Annotated in this window: 14 protein-coding genes; 3 read left to right on the top strand and 11 right to left on the bottom strand. The window is 71.7% G+C overall.

Features of this window, described 5'->3' with window-relative positions; all coding sequences use genetic code 11:
• Position 1: 1 nt before the first annotated feature.
• From thrC to D9598_RS10940, 10 genes are all read right to left on the bottom strand, one after another.
• Positions 2–1,408: a threonine synthase gene (gene thrC, locus D9598_RS10985; RefSeq protein ID WP_198366532.1), complete on the bottom strand. Its 1,407-nt coding sequence runs from the start codon at positions 1,406–1,408 to the stop codon at positions 2–4.
• 99 nt (positions 1,409–1,507) lie between these two features.
• Positions 1,508–1,966, bottom strand: a complete 459-nt coding sequence (locus D9598_RS10980) for a RidA family protein (protein ID WP_198366531.1) — start codon at positions 1,964–1,966, stop codon at positions 1,508–1,510.
• A gap of 31 nt (positions 1,967–1,997) precedes the next feature.
• Positions 1,998–3,053 carry an alanine racemase gene (locus D9598_RS10975; protein WP_198366530.1) on the bottom strand — a complete coding sequence of 352 codons (1,056 nt, stop codon included), beginning with the start codon at positions 3,051–3,053 and terminating at the stop codon, positions 1,998–2,000.
• 78 nt (positions 3,054–3,131) lie between these two features.
• Positions 3,132–4,247, bottom strand: a complete 1,116-nt coding sequence (locus tag D9598_RS10970; protein ID WP_198366529.1) for an endo-1,4-beta-xylanase — start codon at positions 4,245–4,247, stop codon at positions 3,132–3,134.
• 180 nt (positions 4,248–4,427) lie between these two features.
• Positions 4,428–4,841: an ATP synthase F1 subunit epsilon gene (atpC, locus tag D9598_RS10965; protein WP_198366528.1), complete on the bottom strand. Its 414-nt coding sequence runs from the start codon at positions 4,839–4,841 to the stop codon at positions 4,428–4,430.
• A gap of 22 nt (positions 4,842–4,863) precedes the next feature.
• Entirely contained in the window at positions 4,864–6,291 is a 1,428-nt protein-coding gene (gene atpD, locus D9598_RS10960; RefSeq protein ID WP_232477106.1) for a F0F1 ATP synthase subunit beta, read from the bottom strand.
• Positions 6,292–6,308: 17 nt separating this feature from the next.
• A complete protein-coding gene (locus D9598_RS10955; RefSeq protein WP_198366526.1) occupies positions 6,309–7,199 on the bottom strand; it encodes a F0F1 ATP synthase subunit gamma in 891 nt (296 codons plus the stop codon).
• A gap of 22 nt (positions 7,200–7,221) precedes the next feature.
• Positions 7,222–8,757: a F0F1 ATP synthase subunit alpha gene (atpA, locus tag D9598_RS10950; protein ID WP_198366525.1), complete on the bottom strand. Its 1,536-nt coding sequence runs from the start codon at positions 8,755–8,757 to the stop codon at positions 7,222–7,224.
• A complete protein-coding gene (locus D9598_RS10945; RefSeq protein WP_198366524.1) occupies positions 8,757–9,341 on the bottom strand; it encodes a F0F1 ATP synthase subunit delta in 585 nt (194 codons plus the stop codon). Before D9598_RS10945 ends, atpA begins: the two co-directional genes overlap by 1 nt.
• Before the next feature lie 252 nt (positions 9,342–9,593).
• Positions 9,594–11,783, bottom strand: coding sequence for a primosomal protein N' (locus D9598_RS10940; RefSeq protein ID WP_232477105.1), 2,190 nt, complete (start codon positions 11,781–11,783; stop codon positions 9,594–9,596).
• Positions 11,784–11,900: 117 nt separating this feature from the next.
• Between D9598_RS10940 and fsa the strand changes: the two genes are divergently transcribed.
• The 3 genes from fsa to D9598_RS10925 are packed head-to-tail and all read left to right on the top strand — an operon-like array spanning position 11,901 to position 14,111.
• Positions 11,901–12,557: a fructose-6-phosphate aldolase gene (gene fsa / locus D9598_RS10935; RefSeq protein ID WP_198366522.1), complete on the top strand. Its 657-nt coding sequence runs from the start codon at positions 11,901–11,903 to the stop codon at positions 12,555–12,557.
• A gap of 34 nt (positions 12,558–12,591) precedes the next feature.
• Complete coding sequence (locus D9598_RS10930; RefSeq protein ID WP_198366521.1) at positions 12,592–13,191, top strand: hypothetical protein; 600 nt, start codon at positions 12,592–12,594, stop codon at positions 13,189–13,191.
• Positions 13,188–14,111, top strand: coding sequence for a tyrosine recombinase XerC (locus D9598_RS10925; protein WP_198366520.1), 924 nt, complete (start codon positions 13,188–13,190; stop codon positions 14,109–14,111). Before D9598_RS10930 ends, D9598_RS10925 begins: the two co-directional genes overlap by 4 nt.
• A gap of 66 nt (positions 14,112–14,177) precedes the next feature.
• Here the strand turns inward: D9598_RS10925 and D9598_RS10920 are convergent, their stop codons facing one another.
• Entirely contained in the window at positions 14,178–15,329 is a 1,152-nt protein-coding gene (locus D9598_RS10920) for a methyltransferase domain-containing protein (RefSeq protein ID WP_198366519.1), read from the bottom strand.
• Between the last annotated feature and the right edge of the window lie 73 nt (positions 15,330–15,402).

The following is a 15,402-nucleotide window of genomic DNA, read 5'->3' as shown; positions in this document are numbered from 1 at the left end:
CTCAGTCCGCGCGGTTGCGCCGCCCGTGCTGCCGCACCGCCTCCTCCACCGCCGCCAGGGCGTTGGGCAGGGTGGAAAGGCGCTCTTCCCGCTCGTAGAGATCGGCCATCCGCGCCGGCAGCGGCGGGCGGATGCCGGTGGCGCGCTCCACCGCGTCCGGGAACTTGGCCGGATGCGCCGTTGCGGCGACGATCACCGGGATGCCCTCGGGCGGCAGGTGCGCCCGCGCGGCGGCGGTGCCGATCGCCGTGTGCGGATCGGCCAGATAGCCGCTCTCGGCATGCAGGCGGCGGATCTCGCCCAGGGTGCCTTCATCGTCCAGCGCGAAGCCATGGAACAGGCCGGCCGCCTTGCGCCAGGCGGCGTCGGGCACCGGCATGCGGCCCTCGGCGCGGAAGCGGCGCATGATCCCGGCCGTGGCCGCCGCGTCGCGGCCCAGCAGCTCGAAGAGCAGCCGCTCGAAATTCGACGAGACCTGGATGTCCATGCTGGGCGAGAGGCTCGGCGCCACGCCCTGGATCGACATGTCGTTCGCCGCCAGGAAGCGGGCCAGGATGTCGTTGCGGTTGGCGCCGATGATCAGACGCTCGATCGGCAGGCCCATGCGGCGGGCCACCCAGGCGGCCAGCACATTGCCGAAATTGCCGGTGGGCACCGAGACCGCCACCGGGCGGTCCGGGGCGCCGAGCGCCAGGGCGGCATAGGCGTAATAGGGCACCTGCGCCGCGATGCGCGCCCAGTTGATGGAGTTCACCGCCGAGAGCCGCATCTCCTGGCGGAAGGGCGCGTCGTTGAACATCGCCTTCACCAGGTCCTGGCAGTCGTCGAAGCTGCCCTGGATGGCGATGTTGCGGATATTGGGCGAGAGCACGGTGGTCATCTGCCGCCGCTGCACCTCGGAGGTGCGGCCCTCGGGATGGAGGATGACCACGTCGATCGCGCGGCGGTCGCGGCAGGCCTCGATGGCGGCCGAGCCGGTATCGCCCGAGGTGGCGCCGATGATGGTCACGCGCTCGCCACGCTTCTCCAGCGCATGGTCGAAGAGCCGCCCCAGCAGCTGCATCGCCATGTCCTTGAAGGCGAGCGTCGGGCCATGGAACAGCTCGAGCGCGAAGAGGCGCGGCTCGATCTGCACCAGCGGGGCCGTGGCGGCGTGGCCGAAGCCGGAATAGGCGGCGCGGGTCAGGCGCAGCAGGGTCTCATGGTCCAGCGCGCCTTCGGCGAAGGGCGCCATGAGGTGCGCCGCCACCTCGGCATAGGGCCGGCCGCGCAGGCCGCGCCACTCGGCGGCGGAGAGCAGCGGCCAGGACTCCGGCATGAACAGCCCGCCATCCTCGGCGAGGCCGGCCAGCAGGACGCCTTCGAAATCGCGGGCTGGGGCCTCGCCCCGGGTGGAGATGTAGCGCATGACGGGGGAGATATTCCATCGCGGGCGGGCACGCCAGCCGGGAGGCCCCCGCTAGGGGTGGCCGCCGGGCGGGGGCGCTCCCGCCCGGCCCCCGCCGCCTCAGTCCAGGATGCGGATCACCGCCTCGATCTCGACCGGCACGTCCGAGGGCAGCGAACCCATTCCGACCGCCGAGCGGGCATGCCGGCCGCGCTCGCCCAGCACCTCGACCATCAGGTTCGAGCAGGTGTCGATCACCTTGGGCTGCTGGCCGAACTCCGGCGTGGCGTTCACCATGCCGAAGATCTTCAGCATCTCGACCTTCTCCAGCGAGCCCGCCGCCACCTTCGCGACCGCCAGAAGGTGCAGGCCGCAGAGGATCGCGGCCTTCTGCGCCTCCTCCACGCTCATCCCGGCCCCCACCTTGCCGGCGATCACCGTGCCATCGGCCAGGCGCGGCACCTGGCCGGAGAGGAAGGCGATGTCGCCGGCGCGGCGGAACGGCACGTAGTTGAACAGCGGCTTGCCGACGGTGGGCAGGGTGTGGCCCAGGGCGGCCAGGCGGTCTTCGGCGCTCATCGTGAACTCCTCTCGTGTCACTCGGGTCGTGTCACTGGCTGCGGCCGCGCGCCGCCACGTCCCAGAACTCCTGGAAGGCGCCGCCGCGCGTCACCGCGATCCGGTCGTGCAGGTTGCTGACCGGGCAGACATGGTTGGGAATGACCCGCAGGCGCTGGCCGATCTCGGGCTTCCGGTCGCAGCCGGAGAGATCCACCATGCCGTGCTCCTCGCTCATCTTCTCCAGCCGGGCGCCGGGATAGTCGGGGAAGTAGCCATGCCCCTCCTGCGGCCCCGCCGGCATGATGTCGGCGGCGAAGGTCTTGGAGCCGGCATCGATGATGGCGCGGTGCGGCTCGGGGCGGCTGATCACCGTGACATGCAGGGCGAAGGCGCAATCCTCCCAGCCGGCATGGCCGGCGGCGACCTGCATGCGGTCGTTGTAGATATAGGTGCCGACGCGAAGCTCGGTGACGGGCGCCATCTCGTGCGTGCGGAAGGCATTGGGCGTGCCGCCGCCGGAGATGATGGCGGGCTCCAGCCCCTCCGCCTTCAGCCGCGGCAGCAGATCGCGCAGGATCTCGCCGGTGCGCGGGCTGACCGGGTAGTTCATCAGCCCGTCATAGCGCAGCCCCGGGGTCTCGCGGATGCGCCGGGCCAGCTCCACCACGCCGTCGATGCTGGTGACGCCGGTGCGGCCATTGCCGGAATCGAACTCGACCAGCAGGCCGATCTCAGCCCCCTGCCGGGCCGCCTCCGCGGCGGTGGCGACGGCGACGGGATTGTCCACCGAGACCCGCATCCGCACGCGGCGGGACAGCGCCGCCAGCCGCTCCGCCTTGCCGGCGCCGAGCAGCGGATAGGAGATCAGGATATCGTCCAGCCCGGCCGCGGCCATGACCTCGGCCTCGCCCAGCTTCTGGCAGGTGATGCCACGCGCGCCAAGCTCCACCTGGTGCAGCGCCAGGCGCGGGATCTTGTGCGTCTTGATATGCGGCCGCAGCGCGATGCCATGGGCGTCGCAATAGGCCTGCATGCGCTTCAGATTGGCCTCGACGATATCGAGGTCGACGACCGGCACGGGGGTTTCGAGAGTGGCGAGGTCCATGGGCGCTCCAGCATCTGCGGCGCGCAGGAAACACCCGGCCGGCCGCCTTGTCTGCCCCCCGCGGCCCGCTTTCCGCCCTCACCCCCCCTGAAAGGCCCGCGCCAGGGCCTGCCACATGGGCTTGCGCCGCCATTCCTCGTCCAGCGGCAGGCCGCGATGGCTGCGATCCGGCCCCAGCGCCACCGCCGGCTCCTGCCGCAGCCAGGAATACCGATCGGACAGGCCCCAGGTCAGCACGCTGCGCGCGCCACCCTCCAACGCCGTGGAGACGAAGGCATAGGCCCGCTCGGCCACCAGCGCGTCGCGCGCCGGGAGGGAGGCCGGCGCGTCCGGCGCCTCGCGGATGTCCATCTCGGTGATCAGGACGGCCAGGCCCATGCGCCGCAGCTCGGCCAGGAAGGCGGCGAAGGGGGCCGGGCTGAAGGGGCGCCGCAGTTGCAGATGGGCCTGGATGCCCACCGCGTCGAGCGGCGCGCCGCGCTCCAGCAGGCCGCGCAGAAGGTCGAGCAGCCGCCGGCGCTTCTCGGCGGCGTCGGGCGTGTCCTCCTCGATGCCATACTCGTTGAGGGTGAGGCGCAGGGTCGCATCGCGCTCCCGCGCCATGCGCAGGGCGGTGTCGATATAGGCGGGCCCCAGGGCGCGCAGCCAGGGCGTGTCCCGCAGCGTGCCCTCGCCTGCCTGCGGTACGTCGCTGCCGGGAGGATTGGCGACGGGTTCGTTGACCACATCCCAGTCGCGGATCCGCAGCCGCGTGTGCCCTAGGACCTTGTCGAAATGCGCCGCCATCACCGACAGCGCGCGCTCGCGCCCCTCGGCCAGCGCCCGGCCGAGCCAATCGGGCATGGCGTTGTGCCAGACCAGCGCATGACCCCGGACGGGCATCGCCCGCTCCTGGGCCCAGGACAGCAGGCCATCCAGCGGCGCGGTGTCGAATCGGCCTTCCTCCGGCTGCAGATCGGCCCACTTGGCCTCCCATTCCGGAACGAGCAGGCCGGCTTCGGCGGCGAAGGCCGCGGCATAGGCGGCATAGGCGGCATCCCCGGTCAGCAGGCTGTGCTGGGCGGCGGCGCCGAAGGTGATGCCGCGGGCGCGGGCGATGGCGGCCAGCCCCCCGGCGGCGGGCGCCGCCAGGGCCGGAGCGGCCGCGGACAGGCCGAGAAGGCCCAGGCCGCGGCGGGTCACGGGGGCAGGCAAAGCCGGCTCCCTGTCTCGCTGGCTGTCTCGATCGTCATGCCGTCCACCCTAGCATCATGCCAGGGGAGCGCGAGGAGATTCCACGACCTTGGGTTGTGATCCTCTCCCTGCCCCGCGGACATGAAAACGCCGCCCGCTGGTGGCGGACGGCGCTGCCGGACCGGAAAGAGGGGCGCGGGCTCAGGCGGCCTCGGCGGCCGTCTCCATCTCGCGCGCGGCGAGGAGGCGATCCATCGCCGCCTCGCGCACTTCCGGCGCCTCGCCGGACGCCGCCTGGTTGTAGGCCGCCTCGGCCTCCCGCACGCGGGCCGAGGCCTCGGCGCGGGAGAGCTGGGCGACCGGCGTGGCCTCGTCGGCCAGTACCGTCACGCGGGCCGGCGTGATCTCCACGAAGCCGCCCATGACGAACAGCTTCTCGGTGATCTGGCCGTTCTCCTGCACCTGGATGACGCCGCCCCGAAGGGCCACGATCATCGGTGCCATGCCGGGCAGCACCCCCATCTCGCCCTCCGCCGCCGGGATGATGACCATCTCGACGGGGCGGGAGAGGAGGAGCTTCTCCGGGCTGACCAGTTCCAGGTTGAAGGTCGCCATGGGTCGGTTCCCCCTCGGATGCTCAGGCCGCGGCCTTGAGGCTCTCGCCCTTCTTCACCGCGTCCTCGATGGTGCCGACCATGTAGAAGGCGGCCTCGGGGAGGTGGTCGTACTCGCCCTTGCAGATGGCGGCGAAGGAGCGGACCGTGTCCTCGATCTTCACAAACACGCCCGGCGTGCCGGTGAAGACCTCGGCCACATGGAAGGGCTGCGACAGGAAGCGCTGGATCTTGCGCGCGCGCGCCACGATCAGCTTGTCGTCCTCGGACAGCTCGTCCATGCCCAGGATGGCGATGATGTCCTGCAGCGACTTGTAGGTCTGCAGGATCCTCTGCACCTCGCGGGCGGTGTTGTAGTGCTCGTCGCCGATGATGCGCGGGTCGAGGGCGCGGCTGGTGGAGTCCAGCGGGTCCACGGCCGGGAAGATCGCCTGCTCCGCGATGGAACGCGACAGAACCGTGGTCGCGTCCAGGTGGGCGAAGGAGGTGGCGGGCGCCGGGTCGGTCAGGTCGTCGGCGGGCACGTAGATGGCCTGCACCGAGGTGATCGAGCCCTTCTTGGTCGAGGTGATCCGCTCCTGCAGCGCGCCCATGTCGGTGGCCAGCGTCGGCTGGTAGCCCACCGCGGAGGGGATGCGGCCCAGCAGCGCCGAGACCTCGGCGCCCGCCTGGGTGAAGCGGAAGATGTTGTCGATGAAGAACAGGACGTCCTGGCCCTGCTCGTCACGGAAGTACTCCGCCATCGACAGGCCCGACAGCGCCACGCGCGCGCGGGCGCCCGGCGGCTCGTTCATCTGGCCATAGACCAGCGCCACCTTGGAACCCTCGGTGGTGTTCTCGCCCAGCTTGATGACGCCGGCGTCGATCATCTCGTGGTAGAGGTCGTTGCCCTCACGGGTGCGCTCGCCCACGCCGGCGAAGACCGACACGCCGCCATGGCCCTTGGCGATGTTGTTGATCAGCTCCTGGATGGTCACGGTCTTGCCGACGCCGGCGCCGCCGAAGAGGCCGATCTTGCCGCCCTTCAGGTAGGGGGCCAGGAGGTCGATGACCTTGATGCCCGTCACCAGGATCTCGGCCGCCGTCGCCTGCTCGTCGAAGGCCGGCGCCTCGCGGTGGATGGTGTAGACCTTGTCGTGCGGGACCGGGCCGCGCTCGTCGATCGGCTCGCCGATGACGTTCAGGATGCGGCCCAGCGTGCCCTCGCCCACCGGCACGGCGATGCCCTTGCCGGTGTCGACCACCTCGGTCCCGCGGACCAGGCCGTCGGTCGTGTCCATGGCGATGCAGCGCACGGTGCGCTCGCCGAGCTCCTGCGCCACTTCCAGCACCAGGGTGCGGTCGCCGATCTTGGTGGTCAGCGCGTTCATGATGAAGGGCAGTTCGGAGGGGAACTGCACGTCCACCACGGCGCCCAGGACCTGGGTGACCTTGCCAACGTTGTTCTTCATGGCAGTGCTCATTCCCCTCAGAGTGCCTCGGCCCCGGAGATGATCTCGATCAGCTCGCTGGTGATATTGGCCTGGCGGGTACGGTTGTAGGTCAGGGTCAGCTTGTTGATCATCTCGCCCGCGTTGCGCGTGGCGTTGTCCATCGCGTTCATCTGGCTGCCGTAGAAGCCGGCGGTGCTGTCCAGGATGGCACGGTAGATCTGGATGGCCAGGTTCTTGGGCAGGATCTGCGCCAGGATGGTGGCCTCGTCCGGCTCATACTCGTACCACGCGCCCACCTCGCCCGGGGCCTCCGCCGCCTCCTTCGCCGCCGGCAGCTCGGCCGGGATCAGCTGCTGCGCCGTCGGCACCTGGCTGATGACGTTGCGGAAGTGGTTGAAGACCAGCGTGCAGACATCGAACTCGCCCGCCTCGAGCATGGCGGTGACGCGGGTCGCGATCTCCTGCGCCTCCTCGAAGCCGACGCGCTTCTTGCCCTGGAAGGACACCTCGCCGACGATGCGGGAGGCGAATTCCCGCTTCAGGTAGGCGGCGCCCTTGCGGCCGACCGCCAGCACCTTGACGGTCTTGCCCTGGGCCTCGAGCTCGCGGATGCGGTTGCGCGCGAAGCGGCCGACATTGGTGTTGAAGGCGCCAGCCAGGCCACGCTCGCCGGACACCACGATCAGCAGGTGCGTCCTGTCGCCGCCGCTGCCGACCAGGAGCTTCGGCGCGTCCGGATTGCCGGCCACGGCTTGGCCGAGCGAGGCGAGCATGCGCGCCATCCGCTCGGCATAGGGCCGCGCCGCCTCGGCCTGCTGCTGGGCGCGGCGGAGCTTCGCCGCCGCGACCATCTTCATCGCCTGGGTGATCTTGCGGGTCGACTTGACGCTGTTGATGCGTCCCCGCAATTCCTTGAGGTTGGCCATGGATCGCTCCCTGGACCCGCCTTCAGGCCGAGAAGGACTTGGCGAAGTCGTCCATGAAGGACACCAGCTTCGCCTCGTTCTCCTTGGTGATCTCCTTCTTGTCGCGGATGCTCTCCAGGATCTCCGGCGCGTTCGCCTTGACCGAGGACAGCAGCTGGGACTCGAAGGCGCCGACCTTGGAGACCTCGATCCGGTCGAGGTAGCCGCGCACACCCGCGAAGAGGGACAGCACCTGCTCCTCGACCGGGACCGGCCTGTACTGCGGCTGCTTCAGCAGCTCGGTCAGGCGCGCGCCACGGGCCAGCAGGGCCTGGGTGGAAGCGTCGAGGTCGGAGGCGAACTGGGCGAAGGCCGCCATCTCGCGGTACTGCGCCAGCTCCAGCTTGATCTTGCCGGCCACCTGCTTCATCGCCTTGATCTGGGCGGCGGAGCCGACGCGGCTGACCGAGAGGCCGACGTTCACGGCCGGGCGGATGCCCTTGAAGAACAGCTCGGTCTCCAGGAAGATCTGCCCGTCCGTGATCGAGATCACGTTGGTCGGGATATAGGCGGAGACGTCGCCGGCCTGGGTCTCGATCACCGGCAGGGCGGTCAGCGAGCCGGCGCCGAAATCGTCGTTCATCTTCGCCGCGCGCTCGAGCAGGCGCGAGTGCAGGTAGAAGACGTCGCCCGGATAGGCCTCGCGGCCCGGCGGGCGGCGCAGCAGCAGCGACATCTGGCGGTAGGCCACGGCCTGCTTCGACAGGTCATCGTAGAAGATGACCGCATGCATGCCGTTGTCGCGGAAGAACTCGCCCATGGCGCAGCCGGTATAGGGCGCCAGGAACTGCATCGGCGCCGGGTCGGAGGCGGTGGCGGCGACGATGATCGAGTATTCGAGGGCGCCGTTCTCCTCCAGCGTGCGCACGAGCTGCGCGACGGTGGAGCGCTTCTGGCCGACGGCGACGTAGATCGTGTAGAGCTTCTTGGCCTCATCGCCCGAAGCGTTGATCGGCTTCTGGTTGATGATGGTGTCGATGATGACGGCCGTCTTGCCGGTCTGGCGGTCGCCGATGATCAGCTCGCGCTGGCCGCGGCCGATCGGGATCAGCGCGTCGATCGCCTTGATGCCGGTCTGCATCGGCTCGTGCACGGACTTGCGCGGGATGATGCCCGGCGCCTTCACCTCGACCAGCGCCTGCTTGACGTCCGTCAGCGGGCCCTTGCCGTCGATGGGATTGCCCAGGCCGTCGACCACGCGGCCGAGCAGGCCCTTGCCCACCGGCACGGAGACGATGTCGCCGGTGCGGGAGACGGTGTCGCCCTCGCGGACCTGGCGGTCGTCGCCGAAGATCACGACGCCGACATTGTCGGTCTCGAGGTTCAGCGCCATGCCCTTCAGGCCGGCTCCGGGGAACTCGACCAGCTCACCGGCCATGACATTCTGCAGGCCGTAGACGCGGGCGATGCCGTCGCCCACGCTCAGCACGGTGCCGACTTCGGCAACATTCGCATCGGCATCGAAGCCGGCGATCTGCTGCTTCAGGATCTCCGAGATCTCGGCGGGACGGATTTCCATCAGGCGGCCCCCTTCATGGCATATTGCAGGCGTTGCAGCTTGGACTTGATAGAGCTGTCGTAGAGGCGGGAGCCGAGGCGAACGACCAGGCCACCCAGCAGGGTGGGATCGACGCGCTCGACCAGCTTCACGTTGGAATAGCCGGCTTCCGTCAGCCGCGCCGCGAGCTGCGTGCGCTGGGTGTCGGTCAGCGGATGGGCGGTGGCCACCTCGGCGGTCTGCTGCCCGCGCTGCTCGGCGAGGAGCGCGCCGAAGGCGGCGATGACCGACGGCAGGGAGGGCAGGCGCCGGTTGGCGATCAGCACGCCGATCAGGTTGCGGACATCGCCGCCGATGCCGACCCGGTCGAGGACCGCGAAGGCGCCGCGCCGCTGGGCGCTGGCGTCCAGGCGCGGATCCTCGATGAAGGCGCGGAAGGGCGCGTCGTTCTGCCAGAGCTCCTGGAGGCGCTCCAGATCGGCGGCGACCGCGTCCACCGACTTCCTGTCCTTGGCAAGTTCCAGCAGCGCCAGCGCGTAGCGCTGGGACAGGCCGGAGGGATGATGCGTCGCGTTCGGCGAGACGTTGGTCGCTTCGGAGGCCACGGAGAATCCCGTTCTCTTGCTTTCCCGGCGTCCCCCCGCGCATCCGAGCGGCCCCTGCGGGCATCCCCTGACGGCGATTGGACATGAAATCGACGCGTCGGGCAGGCCCGTCGCGGCGCGCCGGCATTAACACGGCTTGTCGCAGGGCGGCAACGGGGGGTAGGACGGATTCGTTACCGCACGTTCACCGTGCGCACCTGTTTCCGCCCCTCCGTATCGCAGGGCGCGCAAGACTGTGGCGGAGAGCAACCGTCACAGGAAGCTTACGGGATCGACATCCACCTGCACGCGGACCGAGGCGGGGAGTGGCACCCGGGCCAGCCAGGCCCGCAGCAGCGGCTGCACCATCACCTCGCGCCGGGCCTTCAGCAGCAGCCGCCGCCGGTGCCGCCCGCGCAGCAGGGCGAGCGGCGCGGGGGCCGGGCCCAGCACCTCCACCCCCTCGGCGCGTGGCGCGGCAAGCCCGAGGTCGCGTGCCGCCCGGTCGGCCTCCCGCTCGTCCTCGGCGCTTATGATCAGCGCCGCCAGCCGGCCGAAGGGCGGCCAGTGCCCGGGCCGGCGCTGCTCCGCCTCGGTGGCCATGAAGGCGTCGAGGTCGTTGGCGACGAGGGCCTGCAGCACCGGGTGGTCCGGGTTCCAGCTCTGCAGCAGCACCCGCCCCGGCGCCTCGGCGCGCCCGGCGCGGCCCGCCACCTGGTGCAGCAGCTGCACCGTCCGCTCGGCGGCGCGCAGGTCGCCCCCGGCCAGGCCGAGATCGGCATCGACCACGCCGACGAGCGTCAGATGCGGGAAATGCCAGCCCTTGGCGACGATCTGCGTGCCGATGATCAGGTCCACCTCGCGCGCGGCGATGGATCGCGCGGCCTCGGCCGCCGCCAGCGGGCCGGGGATGGTGTCCGAGGCCATGACCAGCCGCCGCGCCTCGGGGAACAGCTCGGCCGCCTCCTCCTGCACCCGCTCCACGCCGGGGCCGAGCGGGGTCAGGCTGCCCTCGGCGCCGCATTCCGGGCAGGCGGGCGGGATCGGCTCGGCATGGCCGCAATGGTGGCATTGCAACCGGCGCTGCAGCCGGTGCTCGACCAGCCAGGCGGTGCAGTTGGGGCAGCGCAGGCGGTGGCCGCAGGCGCGGCAGAGGGTCAGGGGCGCGTAGCCGCGGCGGTTCAGGAACAGCATGGCCTGCTGCCCGGCGGCCAGCGTCTCGCGCACCGCGGCGACCAGGGCCGGGCTCAGGAAGCGCCCCCGCTCCGGCGGCGCCACGCGCTGGTCGATGACCACGACCTCGGGCAGCGCCGCGCCGCCATGCCGCGTCGGCAGGTGAAGGGCGGCGTAGCGGCCGCTCTCGGCGTTCACCAGCGTCTCGAGGCTGGGTGTCGCGGAGACCAGGGCGCAGGCGGCCCCGGCCAGCCGGGCACGCACCACCGCCATGTCGCGCGCCGAGTAGACGACGCCGTCCTCCTGCTTGAAGGCGGTCTCGTGCTCCTCGTCCACGACGATCAGGCCGAGCTGGGGATAGGGCAGGAAGAGCGCCGAGCGGGCGCCGACCAGGACCGCGACCTTCCCTTCCGCCACCGCCCGCCAGGTGTCGCGCCGCCGCCGGCTGCCGAGCTCCGAGTGCCAGAGCGCCGGCGGCACCCCGAAGCGGGCCTCGAACCGCTCCAGCCACTGGGTCGAGAGGGCGATCTCCGGCAGAAGCACCAGCGCCTGGCGGCCCTGCGCCACGCATTCGGCCACCGCCTCCAGATAGACCTCGGTCTTGCCCGAGCCGGTGACGCCGGTCAGCAGGGTCACGCCGAAGCCTCGCGCCGCGACGGCGGCGCGCAGCGCCGTGGCGGCCTCCGCCTGGGCCTCCCCCAGCGCCGGGCCGGGGCGCCGCGGATCCGGCGCCGGGAAGGCCTGGCCCGGCGGCAGCAGGGCGCTCTCCAGCAGCCCCGCATCGGCCATGCCGCGCACCACGCCGGGAGAGACGCCGGCCTCGGTGGCGACCTCCCCCGGTGGATAGACCTCGCCGGGCTCCATCACGTCCAGCACGCGGCGGCGGCCCTCGGTCAGCCGCGCCGCCGCCTCCCCGCGCTTGGCCCGCGCGCCCAGCGGCGAGAGGCGCCAGCCCGCCTTCGCCGCCGGCGGCTCCAGCGCCGAGGGCGCGCTCATCGCCATGCGGAGCACCGCGCCGGGCGGGCTCAGCGTATAGGCCGCCACCCAGTCGACGAAGCGGCGCAGGCTCTCTGTCATCGGCGGCACATCGAGCACCGACTGGATGTCGCGCAGCCGCTTCTCGGACAGGTCGGGATCGGCCTCGCCATCCCAGACCACGCCGATCATCAGCCGCCCGGACAGCGGCACGACGACGAAGCTGCCCCGTTCCGGCGGCACCATGCCGGCCGGCACGCGGTAGTCGTAGGCGCCGGCGAGCGGCAGGGGCAGCAGCACGGGCAGACGGGCCATCGCTCCCTTCTCCGCCGCGCCGGACTTTCGTTCAACACCCGGCATCCGCTATGCTGCCCCGCAGGAACGAAAACGCAACGGCGGCGGGACACCCGCGGCCCCCACGGGATTCCCAGCATGAAGTTCTTCGTCGACACCGCCGAGGTCTCCGAGATCCGCGCCCTCGCCGAGCTCGGCATGGTCGACGGCGTCACCACCAACCCCTCGCTGATCGCCAAGTCGGGGCGGCGGATGGCGGAGGTGATCGCCGAGATCTGCGAGATCACCCCCGGCCCGGTCTCGGCCGAGGTGACCGCGACGGATTACGAGGGCATGCTGGCCGAGGGCCGCTACCTGCGCGACATCGCCCGCAACGTCGCGGTCAAGGTGCCGCTGACCGAGGCCGGGCTGCGCACCTGCCGCGCCCTGTCCAACGAGGGCACGCCGGTCAACGTCACCCTCTGCTTCTCGGCCGCCCAGGCGCTGCTCGCGGCGAAGGCGGGGGCTGCCTACATCTCGCCCTTCGTCGGCCGGCTGGACGACATCGCCCAGGACGGCATGCAGCTGATCGCCGACATCGTGCAGATCTACCGCGCCTATCCGGCGCTGCGGACCGAGGTGCTGGTCGCCTCGGTGCGGCATCCGGTCCATCTGGTGCAGGCGGCCAAGCTGGGCGCCGAGGTGGCGACGCTGCCCCCCGCCGTGATCCGCCAGCTCATCCGCCACCCGCTGACCGATCGCGGCCTGGAGGCCTTCCTGGCCGACTGGAAGAAAACCGGGCAGAGCATCCTGTGAGGCGGGGCGCCTGACCCGGCCCGGCCCTGCCGCCGTGAACCCGGATGCCGTCGCCGCCTGGCTGCGCGACCATCCCGGCTTCCTGGCGGAACGGCCGGATCTCTACCGGATGCTGGCGCCGCCGCGCCGCGTCCATGGCGAGACGCTGACTGACCACATGGCGGCGATGCTGGCCGCCGAGCGCGCCGCGACGCGCGACATGGCCGATGCCCTGCGCGAGGGCGACGGCTTCGCCGCCCGCATCCGCGCCGCCATCCTGGCCCTGATCGCCAGCCATGAGCCGGCCGAGACGGTGCACCAGGAATGGCCCGCCCTGCTCGGCCTGGCGCATTGCGCCCTGGCCACGGAGGACTTGCCCTCGGCGCACCGGCTTTTCCTGCCGGCGGGCAGCGTCGCCCGGCTGATGCCGGCCGGCCGCGACGCGCTGTTGCGAACCACGCCGACCGACCTTTCCCTGCTGCATGCCGAGGCCGCCGGGCTGATCACCTCCGACGCGCTGGTCCGCGTTCCGCTGCCTGGCCCTCCCGCCCTGCTGGTGCTGGGCGCGCGCGGCGTGGCGGACCTGCCGGCGCGGGGCAGCGCGGCGCAGCTGCTCTTCCTCGCCCGCGCCCTGGCCACGGCGCTTTTGCGATGACGGAACCCGCGACCGGGCTGGCGGCGCGCGAGCAATGGCTGGACTGGCTGGCGCGCGAGCGGCGCGCCAGCCCGCACACCCTGGCCGCCTATGGCGCCGATCTGGCGGACTTCCTGGGCTTCCTCAGCCGGCATCTCGGCGGCGAGCCGGACCTTGCCGCGCTGGCAGCGCTCCGCCCCGCCGATCTGCGCGCCTTCCTGGCCGAGCGGGCGATGCGCGACGGTGTCGGCAATGCCACCCGGGCGCGGCAACTGGCGGCGATCCGGGGCTTCCTGCGCTTCCTGGCCCGGCGCCATGGAATGACGCCCGTGGCGCTGGCGGCGCTGCGCGGCCCCCGGGTGGTCCCCCCCGCGCCCAGGCCCTTGACCGCCGAGCAGGCGCGGGAGGTGGCGCGCGACGCCGGCAGCGTGGAGGCCGACCCCCTGCTGGCGGCGCGGGACCAGGCCCTCTTCACCCTGCTCTACGGCTGCGGCCTGCGGATCTCCGAGGCGCTGGGGCTGGATGTGCGGGACGCGCCACGGGCCGGCATCGGCCTGCGGATCCGCGGAAAGGGGCAGAAGGAGCGCGTCGTCCCGGTCCTGCCGGCCGTGGCGGAGGCCGTGGCGGCCTATCTGCGCCTGCGCGGCCATCCCTCAGCCGATCAGCCCCTGTTCCTCGGCGCGCGGGGCGGCAGGCTGGATGCGGCGGTGGCGCAACGGGCGCTGCGCCACTACCGGCGGCTGGCCGGCCTGCCGGAGAGCGCCACGCCGCATGCGCTGCGCCATTCCTTCGCCACCCATCTGCTGGGCGCCGGCGCGGATCTCCGCGCCATCCAGGAACTGCTGGGCCATGCCAGCCTTTCCACCACCCAGCGCTATACCGGCGTGGATGCCGCCCGGCTGCTGGACAGCTGGCGGAAGGCACATCCGCGGGCCGACTAGAGCAGATCCCGATCAGGTCGAAGGACCTGATCGGGTGAGGATGCTCGCAAGAACAAATGCTCTAGCTCATCCGCCATGCGCCTGGGGCGCGGTGGAGGAGCCGAGGCGCTCGCCCTTCGCCAGGGCGCCGGGCTGCGCCGACGCGGCCGCCGGGATGGTATCGTGGTGCTGCCCCCGCAGCCGGCGCCAGGGGGAGAGGAGGCGCCAGAGGCGCGAGGCCCGCATCGCCGCGAGTTCCGCCAGCACGGCCGCCTTCTCCTGCTGCAGCGCGGCGAGCTGAGGGGCCAGCTCGGCGCGCACCCGCTGCTCGGCCCGTTCCTCGCGTGCCCGCGCCAGGGCTTCATGCTCCGCCTCCCGCTCCGCCGGCGTGGGAGCCGCGACGGTCGCCGCCGCACGTGGTGGCAGGTCGGCGCAGGCCTCCCGCATGCGGCGCCAGCTCGCGGCGGCGGCGGCGGGGTCATCGCTGACCTCCATGGCCACGGTGAAGTCCACCTCGTCGGGCGCGGTGTCGAAGAACCGCTCGCAGCTGAACCGCACCAGGCCGAGCCCGGAGGCGCGCTCCATCAGCCCGGCGAAGGAGGCGGGGGTGAAGACCCAGCAATGCACGTCGTGATAGGTGCCGTTCTCCAGCACATCCCGCCCGATGCGCTGGGCCAGGCCGAGATCATGGATGCGCGGCAGGCTTTCCGGGTCCGGCGACGCCTGCCAGGCCTGCCGCGCATCGAGGGTGACGGCTTCCAGGATGTGATCCAGCAGCGCCGGCAGCTGCGGCACCCGCGCCTTCACGAGGCTGGCGTGGAGGGCGTCCGACAGGCGGCTCTCGCGCCGGAGATAGTCGAAGGTGAAGCGCCGGTCCGGCACCACCAGCCGCAGCTTGCCGCCGGGACGGAGCACCGAGCGCGCCTCCTCGAGCCAGCCCAGCAGGTCCGGCACATGCTCGATGAGGTGGGAGGCCAACAGGTAGTCGGCCGTCACGCCCTCCCCGACGGCCTCGCGCAGCGTCTTGTCGCCCCAGACCGCGTCAACCTCGACGATGTTCTCGACATCGATGCCGGGGCGCCCGGCGTACTTCGCGCGCAGGCCCGCCGTGTCGATGTGATCGACGTAGATGATCCGCCCCTCGGCGCGCGTCACCAGCGGCGAGGCCAGGGGGCCGACCTCGATGCCCAGGGAATTCCTCAGGTCCAAACCCGCCAGAACATGATCGCGGCAGCTCATCCGAGGTCCCCATATGGATAGTTGGCGCAGTTTCGAGGGGGAGATCGCGCCAAGTCAATGGCGGGTGGCGACA

Origin of the sequence: Roseomonas sp. KE0001 (assembly GCF_016107285.1) — a bacterium.
Classification (GTDB): Bacteria; Pseudomonadota; Alphaproteobacteria; order Acetobacterales; family Acetobacteraceae; genus Pseudoroseomonas.
The sequence above is the reverse complement of the archived record's forward strand: the minus strand, read 5'-3'. Positions and strand labels throughout refer to the sequence as shown.